General features: G+C 49.1%; 16 protein-coding genes. All 16 read left to right on the top strand.

The window, feature by feature from the left end; genetic code table 11:
- Positions 1-79: 79 nt before the first annotated feature.
- The 16 genes from ACWHYD_RS12020 (at position 80) to ACWHYD_RS11945 (ending at position 16897) form a co-directional block, all read left to right on the top strand.
- Positions 80-376 (top strand): STAS domain-containing protein, encoded by a 297-nt coding sequence (locus tag ACWHYD_RS12020; protein ID WP_447962277.1) that lies wholly within the window; start codon positions 80-82, stop codon positions 374-376.
- An 81-nt stretch (positions 377-457) separates the two neighbouring features.
- Positions 458-1570: a methyl-accepting chemotaxis protein gene (locus tag ACWHYD_RS12015; protein WP_447965864.1), complete on the top strand. Its 1113-nt coding sequence runs from the start codon at positions 458-460 to the stop codon at positions 1568-1570.
- 155 nt (positions 1571-1725) lie between these two features.
- A complete protein-coding gene (locus ACWHYD_RS12010) occupies positions 1726-2097 on the top strand; it encodes a response regulator (protein ID WP_447962276.1) in 372 nt (123 codons plus the stop codon).
- Positions 2098-2147: 50 nt separating this feature from the next.
- The gene (locus ACWHYD_RS12005) at positions 2148-2579 is read left to right on the top strand and encodes a four helix bundle protein (RefSeq protein WP_447962275.1); all 432 of its coding nucleotides are present in this window, start codon (positions 2148-2150) and stop codon (positions 2577-2579) included.
- The gene (locus tag ACWHYD_RS12000; RefSeq protein WP_447962274.1) at positions 2569-4674 is read left to right on the top strand and encodes a chemotaxis protein CheA; all 2106 of its coding nucleotides are present in this window, start codon (positions 2569-2571) and stop codon (positions 4672-4674) included. The genes ACWHYD_RS12005 and ACWHYD_RS12000 overlap by 11 nt, the downstream gene beginning before the upstream one ends.
- A gap of 136 nt (positions 4675-4810) precedes the next feature.
- The gene (locus ACWHYD_RS11995; RefSeq protein WP_447962273.1) at positions 4811-5365 is read left to right on the top strand and encodes a chemotaxis protein CheW; all 555 of its coding nucleotides are present in this window, start codon (positions 4811-4813) and stop codon (positions 5363-5365) included.
- Positions 5366-5436: 71 nt separating this feature from the next.
- Positions 5437-7665, top strand: a complete 2229-nt coding sequence (locus tag ACWHYD_RS11990; protein ID WP_447962272.1) for a methyl-accepting chemotaxis protein — start codon at positions 5437-5439, stop codon at positions 7663-7665.
- A gap of 222 nt (positions 7666-7887) precedes the next feature.
- Positions 7888-9696: a methyl-accepting chemotaxis protein gene (locus ACWHYD_RS11985; RefSeq protein WP_447962271.1), complete on the top strand. Its 1809-nt coding sequence runs from the start codon at positions 7888-7890 to the stop codon at positions 9694-9696.
- Between the two features lie 234 nt (positions 9697-9930).
- Positions 9931-10470: a c-type heme family protein gene (locus ACWHYD_RS11980; RefSeq protein WP_447962270.1), complete on the top strand. Its 540-nt coding sequence runs from the start codon at positions 9931-9933 to the stop codon at positions 10468-10470.
- Between the two features lie 682 nt (positions 10471-11152).
- Positions 11153-11893, top strand: a complete 741-nt coding sequence (locus ACWHYD_RS11975; RefSeq protein ID WP_447962269.1) for a Tll0287-like domain-containing protein — start codon at positions 11153-11155, stop codon at positions 11891-11893.
- A 230-nt stretch (positions 11894-12123) separates the two neighbouring features.
- Positions 12124-12888: a chlorite dismutase family protein gene (locus ACWHYD_RS11970; protein ID WP_342350059.1), complete on the top strand. Its 765-nt coding sequence runs from the start codon at positions 12124-12126 to the stop codon at positions 12886-12888.
- Between the two features lie 47 nt (positions 12889-12935).
- Entirely contained in the window at positions 12936-13058 is a 123-nt protein-coding gene (locus ACWHYD_RS11965) for a c-type heme family protein (RefSeq protein ID WP_447962268.1), read from the top strand.
- A gap of 537 nt (positions 13059-13595) precedes the next feature.
- On the top strand, positions 13596-14435 hold the full coding sequence (locus ACWHYD_RS11960) for a CheR family methyltransferase (RefSeq protein ID WP_342350060.1): 840 nt from the start codon (positions 13596-13598) through the stop codon (positions 14433-14435).
- 99 nt (positions 14436-14534) lie between these two features.
- Positions 14535-15143, top strand: coding sequence for a chemoreceptor glutamine deamidase CheD (locus tag ACWHYD_RS11955; RefSeq protein ID WP_447962267.1), 609 nt, complete (start codon positions 14535-14537; stop codon positions 15141-15143).
- Positions 15144-15264: 121 nt separating this feature from the next.
- Positions 15265-16332 carry a protein-glutamate methylesterase/protein-glutamine glutaminase gene (locus tag ACWHYD_RS11950; protein ID WP_447962266.1) on the top strand — a complete coding sequence of 356 codons (1068 nt, stop codon included), beginning with the start codon at positions 15265-15267 and terminating at the stop codon, positions 16330-16332.
- Between the two features lie 280 nt (positions 16333-16612).
- Entirely contained in the window at positions 16613-16897 is a 285-nt protein-coding gene (locus ACWHYD_RS11945; RefSeq protein WP_447965863.1) for a CheR family methyltransferase, read from the top strand.
- The last annotated feature ends 280 nt before the right edge of the window (positions 16898-17177 follow it).

The following is a 17177-nucleotide window of genomic DNA, read 5'->3' as shown; positions in this document are numbered from 1 at the left end:
TCAGGCGGGAAACTAAAGCATCAGGCCAGGAGAGTCGTCTGAATATTCACGTTTTTTCCCCGAGAGATGAGAGGATAACATGGAAGAATGTCAAGTCATGCCAACGATTCCTGATGAGTCGATTCTCAGTCCTCTGGGCGATCTCACCATTTTTGAAGCAGCTCAATTTCATGCCGATCTGGTGGCCTTGCATCAACAGGAAGGGCCCCTCAAAATTGATTTAAGCGGGGTGACTTGTATGGATTCCTCCTGTGTACAGCTGATGGTGGCAGCGACCCGATCCGGGCGGGTATCCGTGCAAGGGTATTCCAGTCGTATTCGTGACAAGTTTGAGCAAATTGGATTTGCACAGTTTCTCCCCACCCAGGAGTCGTAATACAGAGCCAATAAATTATGCAAATGATAATCATCGAGATTCAAAATGAGGTGACGTGTGAATGGTGATTGGATCGTATGGATGTGCGTAGTGATGGTCGGAACAGGGATCGGATATGCCTTGGGCGTCAAAAGCCGCCAGACGCGTATCCACATGTTGGAAAAGCAACTTCAGGAAGGTATTCAGGCCCAGCGCCGCTGGCTGGAGAACTGGAAGGCCTTTTGCCAATGTTTGGCCCCGGTGTTTCCGGTATTTGTGGGACAGATTAAAGCGGTCATTCAAGAAACGGGACAAGCAGCCGACGGCTTGATTCAGCGATTTCAGGCAATTTCACGGAATGCCAGGGAACAGGTAGAGGAAACCGAAGCGCTATTAAATATGGCCGAGGGGCATGGCGGGAATGATGACTATACCGTCGATCGGATTCTTCATGACACACAAAAGACCATAGAAATGTTCGTCAACCAAGTCACACAGACGACCACGGTGACGCTCGCAACGGTTAGCGTGATGGAGCAAGCCTTGGAAACCACTTCTCGAATTTCAGAGGTGGTGGAGGAAGTCGAATTCATTGCCGATCAAACACGATTGTTAGCACTCAATGCGGCGATCGAAGCCGCACGGGCGGGAGAACATGGACGAGGGTTTGCCGTGGTAGCGGACGAAGTGACGAAATTGGCGAATCGGTCTGCTCAGGCCTCAGAGCAAATTCGAACCCTTGCGACGACGGTCAAAGGTACAACCGAATCCGCAATGTCGGAACTCCAGGTGCTGGCCTCATTAGACTTATCGGAAACGGTAGAGGCTCAGAACAAAGTTCTGGAGATGATCAAGATTATGGGTCAAAAAAATGATGCCCTAAAAAAGAGCGTTGGACACAATTCGGGGCGAACCAAAGAACTTGGAAAGGATATCGGACAAATTGTGATGTCCATGCAGTTTCAAGATATCACCCGCCAAAAGTTGGAACATGTCTACCAACCATTGGAGCGAATTCATGCGCCGCTTCAAGCGGTGGTCAACGATACTGAAGGAATAGACATGATGCCCCAAGTGCTTGAAGAAATCCGGAATCTCGAACACACCTATACGATGGAGTCTGAACGCCTCACCATGGAGGCTGCCAGATCGGGGCAAGGGACGGTGATGGTCGGAACCGGTTCTGATGGAGGGGACAACATCACATTATTCTGAAGAAGTTAGGTGTGGAGGGTCAGGCGTAAAAAGGTGGGTATTTTTCTTCCGTCCCACTCCTGACGCCATACGAAAAATTGGGTAGAAGCCGAACGAACAGTGGTGATCGTTCAGGGTTAATAATGAAATATACAGAACCAGAGTGAGGGAATGCTATGGGCAAGACTGTTTTAGTTGTGGACGATTCCGTCTCAATGCGTCAAATGGTGAGCTTTACGCTGACCGGTGCCGGCTACGAAGTGGTTGAGGCTGGAGACGGGAAAGAAGCCGTGGATAAACTCAATGGTGGGGCAAAGCCGAGTTTGGTGATTACGGATCTGAATATGCCGAACATGGATGGAATTTCTTTGATAAAGGCAGTTAGAGGGATGCCCGCCCATAAATTCACCCCGATTCTGATGTTAACCACCGAATCATCTGAGGACAAAAAGAAGGAAGGCCAAAGTGCAGGAGCAACTGGGTGGGTCGTGAAGCCGTTTAACCCGGAACAAATGTTAGCCACGATTAAAAAAGTACTGCCGGGGTAGGAGACATGAAGCCTAAGGCGGGAAACGTAAAGCGAAAGTTGATGTGAAATTTGAAAAATTCACACAAAACATTGAATCTATGGAATGTGGCACAGCCACTTGTGGCTAATGAGTACAGAAGATCAAAAAATTATCCTGACCAAAAGAGATTTTGGCCTACCAATCAAATACGGGGAACTGTAGTACGTATTTCCAGTCATATCGCGGAAGGTGCGGCGGGGCAGACATCAACAGAATGCATTCAGTATTTTCACGTTTATCAGAGGTTGGGAACCAAACCGGATACTCAACTGGGAATTGCCAAGCGACTTGGGTGGTTACAGAAAAAGAATGGGGATGAGCTTGAGAATGCAATGAGCCGAATGGATAAGATGCCGAGTGGTTTAATCCGGCATCAACAATCGTCCCGCCCTTCACGCGTTATCCTTCACGAAAGACAAATCCTCAGTACATTCGCAAAGGAGTCGAATAATGGCAGTTGATCTCACACGGTTCCAAGAGTCGTTTTTTACGGAATCCGCAGAACATGTGGAAACCATAGAATCCGGTTTATTGGCGTTAGAGCAACATCCGAAAGACCTGGACTTACTGAATCGAATTTTTCGTGGCGCTCATTCGATTAAAGGCAATGCCGGGATGTTTCATTTTACGGCCATTGCCGAGTTGACGCACAAAATGGAGAACATTCTGGATGATCTCCGGAATGAGAAAATGCCGGTGACCCCTCATGTCATTGATGTCCTGTTGCGAGCGTTGGACGGTTTGAAAAGTCTTTTGGACGCGGCGCAAGGGGGTGAGGCGGCAGATGAAACAGCCATTCATGGATTAGAAGGTGAACTGGAATCCTGTCAGAAGGGAGCGACCGCCACTGTCCATGAGAGGTCCTCCGCTGAAACCGTTTTCCATGGTCCGGCGCTTCAAGCGGCGACGTGGCGAATGGTCCAGATTGAATGGAGCCCCTTACCGGAATTGTTTCAACGAGGCATGGATCCAGCCCAGATTTTCAAGGAATTGCATGAGTTGGGCATGGTCAAAGTGCTCCAAGTACGAACCGATGGCCTTCCTGCTTTGGACACCCTCGATCCGGAACGATGTTATCTCAGTTGGACCGTGGAATTGGAAACTGATGCACCTATTGGCCAGGTTGAGGAGGTGTTTGCGTTTGTCCGGGATGGGAGCGAATTAGACATCATCGATCGCGCGCCGAAAAAGCCAGAACCCTATAAACGGGTTGGGGATATTCTGGTGGAAGAAGGGGTGGTGACTCCGGAGCAAGTAGCCGAAAGCCTGGCCAAGCAAAAGCCAATTGGCGAAATTCTGGTGGAAGAGAAAAAAGCGTCGCTCCAACAAGTCGATAAGGCCCTTCAGAAACAGCAGCAGTTGAAAAAAAATGAAGTGGCGTCTATTCGGGTGGATACGGAGAAAATTGATAAGTTGATCAATCTGGTCGGAGAATTGGTGATTACACAATCGATGATTACGGACCTGAGTGAGAAGTTTTCCATCGATCAGCTCCCGGTTCTCCAGGAACGTATTACCCAATTGGAACGCAATACCCGAGAGATACAGGAACGGGTCATGTCCATTCGGATGATGCCGATAGGCAGTGCGTTCCACCGGTTCCCACGGTTAGTTCGGGACCTCGCAGGGAAAAGTGGTAAGCAGATTCAATTGGTCATGTCCGGCGAGGAAACGGAATTGGATAAAACGTTGATCGAAGCGATTGGCGATCCACTCACCCATCTTGTTCGCAATTCGGCCGATCATGGATTGGAACTGTCGGACGACCGGTTGGCTCAAGACAAGCCGGCCCGAGGAACGATTCGTCTCCATGCGTATCATGATGGCGGAAATATTTGTATCGCGGTGGAGGATGACGGGCGAGGATTGAACCGGGAAAAAATCATTAAAAAAGCCGTCGAAAAAGGGATCATTGCCGATGGAAGCAATATGTCGGATGAGGCGGTGTATCAACTGATTTTTCGTCCGGGTTTTTCGACCGCCGAGAGTATTACCGATGTGTCAGGTCGAGGGGTGGGGATGGATGTGGTGAAACGAAATATCGAAGGGCTTGGCGGATCGGTGGACATTCAGAGCACGATGGGCAAGGGCTCCCGTATCACGTTGAAATTACCGCTCACGCTGGCCATTATTGATGGGATGACGGTCCGGGTCGGTCAAGATAACTACATCATCCCGCTTATTGCCGTCACCGAATCCATTCGTCCTAAACCCAATGAGTTGCAACGCATCGTGGGAAAAGGGGAGGTGGTCAGTCTTCGCGGAGAATGGGTGCCGGTGGTCAAACTGTATGAGGCTTTTAGCCTCACGCCGGACTATACCGATCCTTCACAGGCCTTGTTGGTGATCGTGGAAGCCGATGGTCGGCGATTGGCCGTGCTGGTGGATGAACTGACGGGGCAACAACAAGTGGTGATTAAGAGTTTGGAGCAAAATTATCGCAAGGTTGAGGCTATTTCTGGAGCCACAATTCTGGGAGACGGGCAAGTCGCCTTGATCTTGGACGTGCCGGGGTTAGCCAAATTGGCAAGGGTTGGCCACATTGCGGCGGCATGAAAAACCGTGAGTGAAACAAGACAAAAGGCACTGAAGTCGTGAAGATTGTTATGCGCGCCTTATGCTTCACGCTTTTCGAGAAAAAGATACACGTGTTGAGCCATAACCATGACGTACAAAACAAAGGAGCCTAATCATGACCACCGCAACGGCTGAATCGATGGAGCGACGCTCGATTCGAACGACGTATGCCAGCGACGATCAACAATATCTGACCTTTAATCTGGCAGATGAATATTACGGAGTGGATATTCTGAAAGTGCAGGAGATCAAGGGATACACCACGGTGACCAGAATCCCCAATACCCCGGATTTTCTCAAAGGAGTGCTCAACCTTCGTGGCACAATTGTACCCATTGTGGATCTTCGCATGAAATTCGGCATGGGGGTGACCGAACCCACTTCGTTCACCGTGGTTGTCGTGGTCAATGTCCGGAATCGTGTGATGGGTTTTCTGGTTGATGCGGTTTCCGATGTGTTGGATATGAATGCCAAGGATATTCAGGCCCCTCCGGACATGGGTACTTCAGTCGATGTCACCTTTATCGCCGGCATTGGTAATGCCCAGGATCGCTTAGTGACCCTGTTGGACATTGATCGGGTTCTCACGGAGGAGGAAGTCACCGTAGTGGGGAAGATTCAAGATGTGGAAGAGAAAGCTGAAGTCCATGCCAGACCCGAATCAACATAGGCCATGGATGATCCAGGACGCCAGAGGCCAACAACAATTTTAATGAAATCAGCGAGGATTTTATGAACAGGATGGTGAACAAAATTTTCAGTTTGGGAATCGCAACCAAGTTGGTGGTGTTGTTCGCCATCTTTGGCATTGTGCCGATGGCGGCGGTGGGGTACTTAGGATCTTCAGCTACCGGGGAAATGGAAACAGCCGCCGGTTTGCGTGTGCAAGCCATGGCGGAGACCATTGGGGATAAAATCGATCGGAATTTATTTGAACGGTATGGGGATCCTCAATCCTTTGGCCTTAATAGAATCGTGGGTGAACGCTATCATTGGTACAGCAAGGAGAATAATGCGATAGCCAGTGCGATGAACCAATACGTCGCGACCTCCGGTATTTATTATCTGACGATATTGGTTGACCCGACTGGAGATGTCATGGCCGTGAACTCAAAGGATGCTAAAGGAAATCCGATCGACACCACAGCAATTTATTCAAGAAAATATACGGACGCTCCGTGGTTTAAGGCGGTTGAAGCCAAAGAATTTACCACGAGGCAACCCTTTACGGCGCCCGGCAATGATACGGCGACCGGGACCTTTATTGAAGACGTTCATGTCGATGAAGATGTGAAATCGGTGTATTCTGGAGATGACGGGTTAACCTTGGGTTTTTCTGCTCCGGTGTATGTGGATGGCGATTTGATCGGGTACTGGACCAATCGCGTCAAGTTTTCTCTGGTGGAAGAAATCGTGCAATCCGCCTATCAAGAGCTTAAAGGTGCCGGATGGGCAGGGTCGGAAATTTCTCTGCTCGGCGATAAGGGGCAGGTCATCGTGGATTATGACCCCTCCAATCAGGGCACAGAGAACATGACCCATGATTTTGTAAACACATTGTTTAAACTCAATCTCCCAGAAATTGGAGTGGAAACCGCAACATTCGCGGTTGCCGGAAAAACAGGCTATCAATTGGCCCTCCATGACGGGAAAAATATTTGGCAAATGGGTGGATATACTCACCTGAAAGGCGCCCTGGGCTATCCGGGGATGAATTGGTCCGTCCTGGTCAGAATTCCTAAAGTCGAAGCTACTGCAGCGGCCATTGCATTTAATCGAAATTTAACCATGACTGCCATTATTTGTCTGGCTCTGATTTTGGTTGTCGGGTTGTGGGTTGGGCGTCGTGGGGCAAATAGCCTGGTTCAAATAAGCGAGGTGGCCCAACGGGCGGCTGACGGAGATTTGAGTCGGCGTGTCACCGTGATGTCCAATGATGAATTGGGAACCATGGGCAAGGCGATGAATGTCATGTTGGATAATTTGGTGAAGGTGGTGTCTGAAGTCCGCCAAGCGGCGGAACATGTCTCTACCGCGTCAGGTGAAATCACCCAAGGCAATGAAGATCTTTCACAACGCACCTCGGCTCAGGCAGGCGCTTTGGAGGAGACCAGCGCGTCGATGGAAGAGATGACGTCCACCATCAAGCAGAATGCGGATAATGCCAAGCAGGCCAATCAATTAGCTGTGGCCGCCCGGGAAGTGGCGGAAAAGGGTGGCGCGGTCACGGACAAGGCCGTGGTGGCCATGGATGAGATTAATAAGAGCAGCAAGAAGATCGCGGATATTATCAATGTGATCGACGAAATCGCGTTTCAGACGAATCTCTTAGCACTCAACGCGGCGGTGGAAGCGGCACGCGCAGGTGAACAAGGCCGGGGGTTTGCGGTGGTGGCCTCGGAAGTGCGGAATCTGGCGCAACGGTCGGCGTCGGCTGCCAAGGAGATTAAGACACTGATCAATGAATCGGTTCAAAAGGTCGGTGACGGCAGTGAGTTGGTCAATCGCTCGGGCCAGACGCTGGGCGAGATTGTGAATTCGGTCAAACGGGTGACGGATATTATTTCGGAAATCAGTGCGGCCTCCCAGGAGCAGGCTGCGGGGATTGATCAAGTGAACAAGTCGGTGATGCAGATGGATCAGGGCACGCAGCAGAATGCGGCCTTGGTGGAGGAAGCCACGTCGGCTTCCCAGTCCATGAAACAGCAAGCGACTGAACTGTTGAATCAAGTCGCTTTTTTTAAATTAAAAGATACAGAACAAAAACGGTTTGCAGGAGCACAAAGAGGATCGGGAGCCAGAGTTGCGCTTTCAAGTGGCAAAAATTCCACCCCAGTGAGTAAGCCTTTAAACACAGTGAAGGCGGTCTCCTCACCAAAGCCCACGGCTAAGTCTCAACCGGTTGGCGTGGGCAGCTCGAATGGTCATGACCGCCGTCAACGTGAGGATGATTTTTTTGAAGAGTTTTAGCAGACATGAGGAGTCAATGGTGAGGGGTGAGATGGAACATGGATTCCCGTTTGAAAATGTCGGGAATGGCGAAAAGGCAGAAAAGTCAGAAGCCAACGGCGTTGTCCTTCCCAGCATCCCGTCGGGTTGGTAGGGGGCCATCCTACGCCTCTTGTTTCACCCCTTACGCGGAATATTGAAGCAGGCAAGTTTGTTTATTTATCAAATAAGATAGGAGGTCGCATGGGTAAAGTATGGAACTCAATAGGCATTGGTCCAAAAGTGGTGATGACTATTATGGTGGTCTTTGCAAGTTTACTAGCAGGGGGAGCGTATTTACTTGGTCAGCAATTGCATTCGGATCTGGAACGGGTTTTGTCTGACCAGGCGTATATTGTTCAAAAGCAAATTGAGGTCACTCGTGCCTATGTGACCAAAGAGTTTGTGGTGAAAGCCAAGGCGGCTGGGATGAATACCGGGGTTGACCATAGTGCTCCCGATACGGTTCCCTTTCCGGCCACATTTGCTCGTGAAACCTCTGAAATATTGGCTGAGGAAGGCGTGTTTAATGCCAGGATCGTGAGTCTCTCGCCCCTGAATCCCAAAAATGCTCCGCAAGATTCCTTTGAGAAAGACGCCCTAGCTGCCCTGGCTGCCGGCCAAAAAGAATTTACCAGAAACGATACCGTGAATGGGAAAATGATGTTCCGCCGTGCGACCCAGGATTTGGCGACGACCCAGGCCTGTATAGGCTGTCATGAGGGTAAAAAAATTGGGGAGATGTTAGGAGCGGTGTCGGTACAGATTCCCATGGATGGTCCCGCTGCCCAATTACAAGGGAATCTCAGTAATATGTATATGGGGATTCTGGCCGTGGGCTTGTTGATGATGGGGCTGTTGTATCTGATGATTGCGAAGTTGGTGGTCAAGCCGATGAAGAGTCTGGAGTCCATGGCGGAGCGAGCCAAGGAAGGAGATCTCACCGGTCGGGCCAGCGTGAACAGTCAGGATGAAATCGGTCGAACCAGTGAATCGTTTAATATGATGTTTGACCGGGTGAGTGAAGTCATTGGGTCTGTCAAAACAGCTGTTTCCGGCATTACGACCGGGACTTCCGAGATAAATGCAGGAACCTCCGATCTTGCCGGGCGAACCTCGGCGCAAGCAGGAGCCCTGGAAGAAACCAGTGCGTCCATGGAAGAGATGACCTCTACCATTAAACAGAATGCGGATAACGCCAAACAGGCGAACCAATTGGCGGTGGCCGCCCGGGAAGTGGCGGAGAAGGGTGGCGCGGTCACGGACAAGGCCGTGGAGGCCATGGATGAAATCAATAAGAGCAGCAAGAAGATCGCGGATATTATTAATGTGATCGACGAAATCGCGTTTCAAACGAATCTCTTAGCTTTGAATGCAGCGGTGGAAGCGGCACGGGCGGGCGAGCAGGGACGAGGTTTTGCGGTAGTGGCTTCGGAAGTGCGAAATCTGGCGCAACGTTCTGCCACGGCGGCCAAGGAGATTAAGACGCTGATCAACGAATCGGTGCAAAAAGTTGGCGGTGGCAGTGAGTTGGTCAATCGCTCGGGCCAGACGCTGGCCGAAATTGTGAACTCGGTCAAACGGGTCACGGATATTATTTCAGAAATCAGTGCGGCTTCCCAGGAGCAGGCGGCGGGGATTGATCAAGTGAACAAGGCGGTGATGCAGATGGACCAAGGCACACAACAAAATGCGGCCTTGGTGGAACAGGCGACTTCAGCGTCCCAATCGATGGCGCAACAAGCTGAGGATCTGTTGCGGCAGGTCGAGTTTTTCAAGGTCCAGACTGAGTTCGGGACTCAACGTTCTGAGCCTATGGCAAAAACCGGCTCATCCGTTCACGCTCAATCGACGAGCGGAACGGGGTCTCAATATTCTCGTGCGGCCTCGTCTATGACTGGTAAAGCTCAGGGAAAGCATTTCCCCACTAAAAAAGAGGTCGCTGTGGGTGTTGGGAGTTCGGGGTCCAACGGGCATAAAAAGCCAGGGGATGATTTTTTTGAAGAATTTTAGAAGACTGTTCATAACTTGGACCTGGCGAAAAGGGGAAATCATGACTCCCACTTCAACGCCTGTGAAATTCTCTCCTAAAGTTGGATCCATTTTTCCCGAAAACCTGGGGAGGATTCTATGAGTGTTTATTAACATTGTGTTTAAACCAGGTTATGGAAGAAATGCTGGATGTTCCATAACCATGTCGGACTCATCTGCATGATGTTTCCCTATACTTACAGGAGGAGGATGATTATGAGGAGATGGACTGTATTTTCACTAATGTTTGTCATGTTAGGTCTTGGCTTTGCCTTGGTTGCGCCGATAGGTCTAGCCGCAGACGCGGCTAAGGAAATGGCGGCCAAGTACATCTTGGCTACCTCTAAGGCTGCCAGAACCGTGTATGTCAAGGGGATTATGGCCGACGCGACCAAAGGTGGAATGAAACCGTCTGAAGATTGGGTGAAGGATGACCACGGCATGATGCTGCCGGCTCAGTTCGTGAAAGAACTCGGGAAAGAAATAAAGGAGTTTGATTTGTCTTTGGTTGGGACCGATCCCTTGTATGCCTCCAATGCCGCGAAAAGTGCCAAGGAAAAGGACATGCTCGCGGAATTAGCCAAAGGAAAAGAAAAAGTATTAGTGGCGGAAGATGGCGGAGTGACGGTCGGTATGTCGGCCGATTATGCTATCGCGGACATTTGTGCTGATTGCCATAACTCACACCCAAAAACCACCAAAAAAGATTGGAAGAAGGGTGATTTTATGGGAGCCATTGTGGTGCGACTGAGATAATAAAGTTTTAAGATCATTTTCTTGAGAGAGGCTGGGAGGGCTTAGATGCTTTCCTCGCCTTTCTCCTCTTCTTCCTTTCCTTATATCCTAAAAAATCTCGGGCTGAAATTCCCCGGGTATGGGTGTGCCTAGTGGGTAAAGGATTGAACCTATGGTCTTTTGTTTAACCCCTCAATTTTCCCCCTTGATCTAAAATATAATCTGTCAGGCAGTTTCCCTTTAGTTGAACGAGAGACTGCGCCCATTAAGTTCCATACCCGGCCAGAGGATCGAACGGAAGTCTTCGCATTGGGGATATATTTCGAGCCAATATTCTGGATTTCTTTCCAACCAGCTATACCATTGAGGTCAGCGAGAGGCAGGAAAGTTCAGGCGATCATCAAAATCCTGCAGCCACTCGGTATATAAGAATTTGAACGACCCGGCCGGAATGCCATTGGGCGGAAACTTATACACCCGGTGCAGGCAAAATCCCTACCTCTTGCGAAAGCGAAACCAATCAGACCGTCCCAATCTTGCCTCCATACAAGACAAGGAGTATCCGTTCCCGCTAATCAAAGGAAGGAGGTGATGCAGGGAATTCTTATTGGCAAGAGGGGGGGAATCGTCATATACTCTCGTTCTATTCGTTTTCTTTTGTTCTCGTGTGTCGCTTGTCTCACTTTCAAAACAAGGAGGTTCTATGAGCCGAAAGAAATTTCTCTCTGCAGTTTTTTTCCTGATTGCTCTCCTCGCGCCTGTCATAGTATTTGCAGGGGCCGATGTGGTTGAAACAGGCCGCCTCCTGGCTATTCTGCTTGACGCCGGGCGTGGGGCAGTCGCGGCCAACCAGCCCCTGATCAATGATGCGAGCAAGGGAGACAAGGGGTTCACGCCTGATGTGTTTGCCCAGCAACTCGCGGAGAAATTTAAGGCCCGAGCCAGCGTGGATTTGGGTAATCTGAAAGGGAGCGGCGTTCCCGAGATGGCGCAAAAGCTGCTGCTGGAACTCGTTGAAGCCGCAAAAAAGACGGTCGCCAACAACCAGGATAAAATCAATAAGCCCGGTGTCGCGTATAAGGGCTTTACACCGGCCCATTTCGGGACGCAGACCGCTACTTTGTTCAGCGAAAAAAGCGGTATTTACATGAAACAAACGACAACAGATGCGTTACTCCGAAATCCGAAGAATAAGGCAGATGACTTTGAGTCCGGGATGATGAAAAAATTCGGCGATTCCGCTTATCCACGCCAGGGGGACAAGATCGCGAGCGAGACAACCGACGGAGCCGTGCGTGTGATGTTGCCCTTGTTCTATGGGAAAGGTTGCATGGGTTGCCACGGTGGTCCCAAAGGTGAAATGGATGTTTCCGGCTACAAAAAAGAAGGGGCCAAGGAAGGCGACCTTGGAGGGGCAGTCAGCGTGAAGCTTCCCGCCAAATAAGCAAATCCTATTATTAAATCCTAAGTGCCCGGGAGGAACTAATTTAAGATTTTTTGTGGGCTTCCGGAAGTCTGAGTGCTTCCGGAAGCAAGTGGGAACACCTTCGAATTTATGAGAGCCAAAAATCTTTCTTAGGTGGGGATTCTGAAGGATTGTCAGCAAATCCCTTACCCCAAAGAACCCATGACTCTCCATAAATAAATAAGGAAAATAAATAAGGAGAAAAATGTATGCGCGCCTTAGCATCCCTGTTGTTCATTGCGGTTTTGACTGTTGTGTCCTTTGGCTTGACATGGGCGGCCGATGCCCCTATTTTTGGCACCTTTGCCCTGTTTGAGGTGGATAAAGATTGGGGAAATTTGTCGGTGGAAGAAAGGCAAAAAGGAGGGGAGGAGGCGAAAGCCCTGTTGGAATCAATCAAAAATCAGGTCACCGTGGATGGCTATTGGACCTATGGGTTGACAACGGAATCTCATTTTATGCTTCGGCTGCATTCCGCCGACCTCAAAGCCAATCAGCAATTAATGACTCAACTCCGGAGTACTCGCCTCGGCCGACATTTGAATTTGGAATACACCGTCAGTGGAGTGACCAAAAGTTTAAATTATGCGCCGGATTTTCCGGAATTGTTGGAAAAGTTGAAAGCAGCGAAATACAAAGGAGATCCGTCGACATATGCAATTATGATCCCGGTTCGGAAAAATGCCGAATGGTGGAATCTGCCTAAAGAAGAACGTGTGGCGCTGATGAAAGAGCATACCATTCCCACTGTGGCCTATTTAGAAACAGTCAAACGGAAATTGTACCATTCCACCGGGATTTCAGACGTGGATTTTTTAACATATTTTGAAACAAATAGTTTGATTGAATTCAATGATCTGGTCATTGCGTTGCGGATGGTTCGGGAGGATAGCTTCAATGTTCAGCTCGGAGAGCCGACGATCATTGGCACACTGAAAAACTGGAATGAGATTGTGGATCTCCTTATGAAATAGATGGGTCCCAGTTCGATCAGATGGATTCATGGTTTTGAATAATCATTTTGGGGATTATATTGCCTGAAGGTGACAATTGTGCCGATTGCCATAACAAACACCCCAAAACTACCAAAAAAGATTGGAAGAAGGGTGATTTTATGGGAGCCATTGTTGTCAGACTGAAATAATTTCGTTTTACGACCAATCGTCTTGAGAAAGGGCGGGGAGGGTATCACAACCTTCCTCGCCTTTTTTTATTCCCACCCCTGGGCTTCCCTTTTTTTTAAAAAAATTCCCTCCGGTCCTTAAATTCGATCATAGGTGTGCCGATAACTTGAAATGGAAAAGGAAAAAGAATTGAGGCTGAAGGGTGAGTGGTAAAGCGAATAGTCCATCGTTTCACGCCTCACGAAGAAATCTGTTTCTTGCATCCATTCCGGATTTTTTCACTTCATTGAGCCCCTGGAACGGAAATCTTCCAGCGGAAATATGGCTATCGAAAATATTTTATGGGAGTGGGTTTTTGTCGGAATGACCACGGCCTATGGTCTTTCCCTTTGACGTCCTATGTAGTCTATGGGTTGTGGTTTCTATTGGTTCCAGGAAGGGTGAGTAGCAAGGCGTAAAGGGGATGTGCGGTGTTTTTTTCACGACTCCTTCCTGTTCACTCCTCACTATCAATCCCTTTACTTTTTGTTTTGGATCAATTGACGATAAAGGACAATATGATGACGGCAACGTTGACTGATAATGAATTTGAACAGTTTAAACACTTAATTTATCAGCAGGTCGGTATTACGCTCGATGCCCCAAAAAAAACGCTCTTAGTTTCTCGTTTGGGGAAACGGCTTCGGGATCTTCACCTTTCCTCGTATCAGGCGTATTACGACTGTGTGAGCGGGAAAGGCGGGGAAGAAGAGTTGATGAAGTTGTTGGATCTTGTGTCAACGAATAAAACTGATTTTTATCGGGAGCCTGTGCATTTTGATTTTCTCCGCGACCAGGTTCTTTCAGAGGTGCAATCGGCCAAGACCTTGAGAATTTGGTCTTCCGCGTCCTCTTCCGGGGAAGAACCCTATACGATTGCCATGACCCTGTCTGATGGCATTGCCGATATTAATCGATGGGACATCAAAATTCTCGCCTCCGATATTTCTACGCGGGTATTGGCAAAGGCTTCCTCGGGTATCTATGAGGAAGAGCGGGTGAGTCAACTTCCCATTGATTTGGTGAAACGACATTTTCTCCGTGGGAAAGGCCCGCAAGCGGGAAAGCTGCAGGTGCGCCCTCAGATCGCGCGTCTTGTGGCCTTTCGACGGATAAATTTGATGGACCCGACCTTTCCTATACGGAGTCAATTGGATGTAATCTTTTGTCGGAATGTTATGATTTATTTTGATCGTCCCACGCAAGCCAAACTCATGGAGAAGTTTTTCCGATATCTCCGCCCTGGTGGATATTTGTTTATCGGACATTCAGAAAGTTTGCAGTGGATCGACCATCAATTTACATATCTGCGCCCGACCATTTATCAAAAACCGATCAGCGTGAAAAGTGAGGCGTAGGGGAGAGGGCAAAGGGGAGAGTGGTTAGGCGTGGAGGATCGGAAGCACTCATCACTTTTCTCATGCTCCTGACTGTTCACTCCTTACTTTAAGGAAATTATGTCATCTACAGGATTGATGGAATTTGGGCATATTCGGCGAATGCAGGATACCCGCTTCCCCTACGAAGTGGCCGTCATTCTCCCAGGTGAATATTTTGTAAGCCGGGAGCCCAAAGTCGTCTATACGGTATTAGGTTCCTGTATCTCAGTGTGTCTGCGAGATCCAGAAGCCGGCGTGGGAGGGATGAATCATTTCATGTTAGCAGCTCCTTCCAATATTGAAGGACACGATAATTGGGCAGATTCGGGACGATACGGGAGCTTTGCCATGGAAATGCTGATGAACGATATTTTCAAGCGCGGCGGGAAAAAAGAGCGGCTTGAAGCGAAAGTCTTTGGCGGGGGAAAGATTTATGATGGCACCATCGATATTGGGGCCCAAAATGCCGCTTGGGCTCTCGCCTTTTTGGAACAGGAGGGTCTGTCGCCTATTAAAGCCGATGTCGGAGATGTCTGTCCTCGGAAGGTGTACTATTTCACCGATTCGGGAAAAGTGCTCATGAAAAAACTCGACCGTGTCGTGGCGAGTGCGATTGCGCAGGAGGAGGGGCAGTATCGGAAGAAACTTCAACATGCTCCTGTGCAGTCGGACGTCACACTTTTTTGAGGAAACACGAGAGGCGTAAGGTGTAAGGCGTGAGGAGAGAGGACTGTCGCGAGAGAAAACCATGTTGTTTTTTGCTGCTGACGCCTCACTGTTTACTCTTTACGGAATTAGGGGGATCAATATGAATGGTAAAAAAATACGCGTGTTGATTGTAGATGACTCGGCATTGATTCGAAATGTTATGACGGAGATTTTATCGCAAGATCCTGAGATCGAGGTGGTCGGAACCGCTCCTGACCCCTATGTCGCCAGGGATAAAATGAAGGCCCTTAACCCTGATGTGCTGACCCTGGATGTGGAAATGCCAAAAATGGATGGACTCACCTTTTTGCAGAAAATCATGGCCGCACGGCCGATGCCTGTGGTGATGGTGAGTTCGTTGACTGAACAAGGCGCGGCGACGACGTTACAGGCTTTGGAAGCCGGTGCCGTGGATTTTGTGACGAAGCCCACGGTGGATGTTCAGCATGGGCTGTCGGACTTAGCTCATCAAATTATCAGCAAAGTGAAGATCGCGGCCCAGGCCAGCGTGAAAAGACGAACTCCACCGGCTGACTGTACTGAACGGATTAAAGCACTGGCTGCCCAATCCGCGATGATTAAAACTACTGATACGATTATCGCTATCGGGGCGTCCACTGGTGGGACCGAAGCGCTTCGGGAATTATTGGAAGTGCTGCCACCGAATACCCCACCCATCATTATGACGCAGCATATGCCGGAACAATTTACCAAATCGTTTGCCAATCGGCTGAATGAACTGTGTCAGATTCACGTGAAAGAAGCTCGGGAAGGTGACAGCGTCATGCCCGGACAGGCCTTGTTGGCGCCGGGTAATTATCATATGGAACTTCGCCGGAGCGGTGCCCGCTATTATGTCTCACTGAATCAAGAGCCGCAGGTCAACCGATTTCGTCCCTCCGTGGACGTCATGTTTCGATCGGTCGCCCGGTATGCCGGGGGGAATAGTCTCGGGGTGATTCTGACCGGCATGGGGAATGACGGAGCTGCGGGTATGTTGGAAATGAAACAGGCCGGAGCATTTAACTTTGCCCAGGATGAAGCATCCTGTGTCGTTTTTGGGATGCCCAAAGAGGCCATTAAGGCTGGAGGAGTCGACAAAATTCTACCGTTAAACGATATTCCTGCGGCTATGCTGGCTCATTTGAAAATGGTGGCTCCCCGTTAACGGGGCCTCATGGGTATGTCGGATACTGAGGCATGAACATGATTGTCTTTCCGATGGTTATTATTTGATTTTTCTTCAATTGAAACAAGACTACAAAAAATCCTCAGGAACTTTGTTAGATCCGTCTCCGCAAAAAGAACGAATCCTGCCGGAAGTGATTCAAGCCAATTGGGACGCCAAGCGTTTATCTATCTGATGCGGGGTCAGTTCCAGCAGAGAGGAAACCTGTTTAATTTTCTTAATGATTTTGCATCATTTTTCAGAAATGATGGCCTGAAATATTCGTCTGTTCGCCATCGATATTTCCCGGGAAATGATCAAACGTGGACAGGATGGATCATTCGATGTAAGTCGAGGTCTTTCCCTCCATTTCCTCAATACCTACTTTTCATGGCAGTGGATGGAATGGCAGATTCGTGAAGATGTGGGGAATATGGTCGAATTTCGGGAGATGAATCTTACTGGTTCATGGCTGGTCCTTTTAAAGATGGATCTGGTGATTATCCGAACTGTTATCGCGAATTTCGATATGAAGACCAAAAAAGACATTCTTCGGCGTATTTGAGGCATTCTCGCGTCTAATGGGTATTTCATTTGTTTGCCACGAAAACGACATCCACAGTGCTGATCATTTCAAGCGTGTGTCGGTAAACAGTTCCTCAGTGTACCCAGTAAGGACGGATTAACGGAGGGCTTAGTTCTTTGTCTTGGCTAATCTTTTCAAACTGCCTCACTCGAAGGGCCTAATATTTCAATAGATTTTGTCTATGTTCTTCGGTGGGCTCAGGAGAATGTTCGTCAGGTTCCCTCGAATGGATTGCTCACTACATAAGGACAAACTGCGT

It is taken from the genome of Nitrospira sp. Ecomares 2.1, from assembly GCF_965152585.1.
Note: the sequence above shows the minus strand (reverse complement) of the source record. Positions and strands in the feature narration are given on the sequence as shown.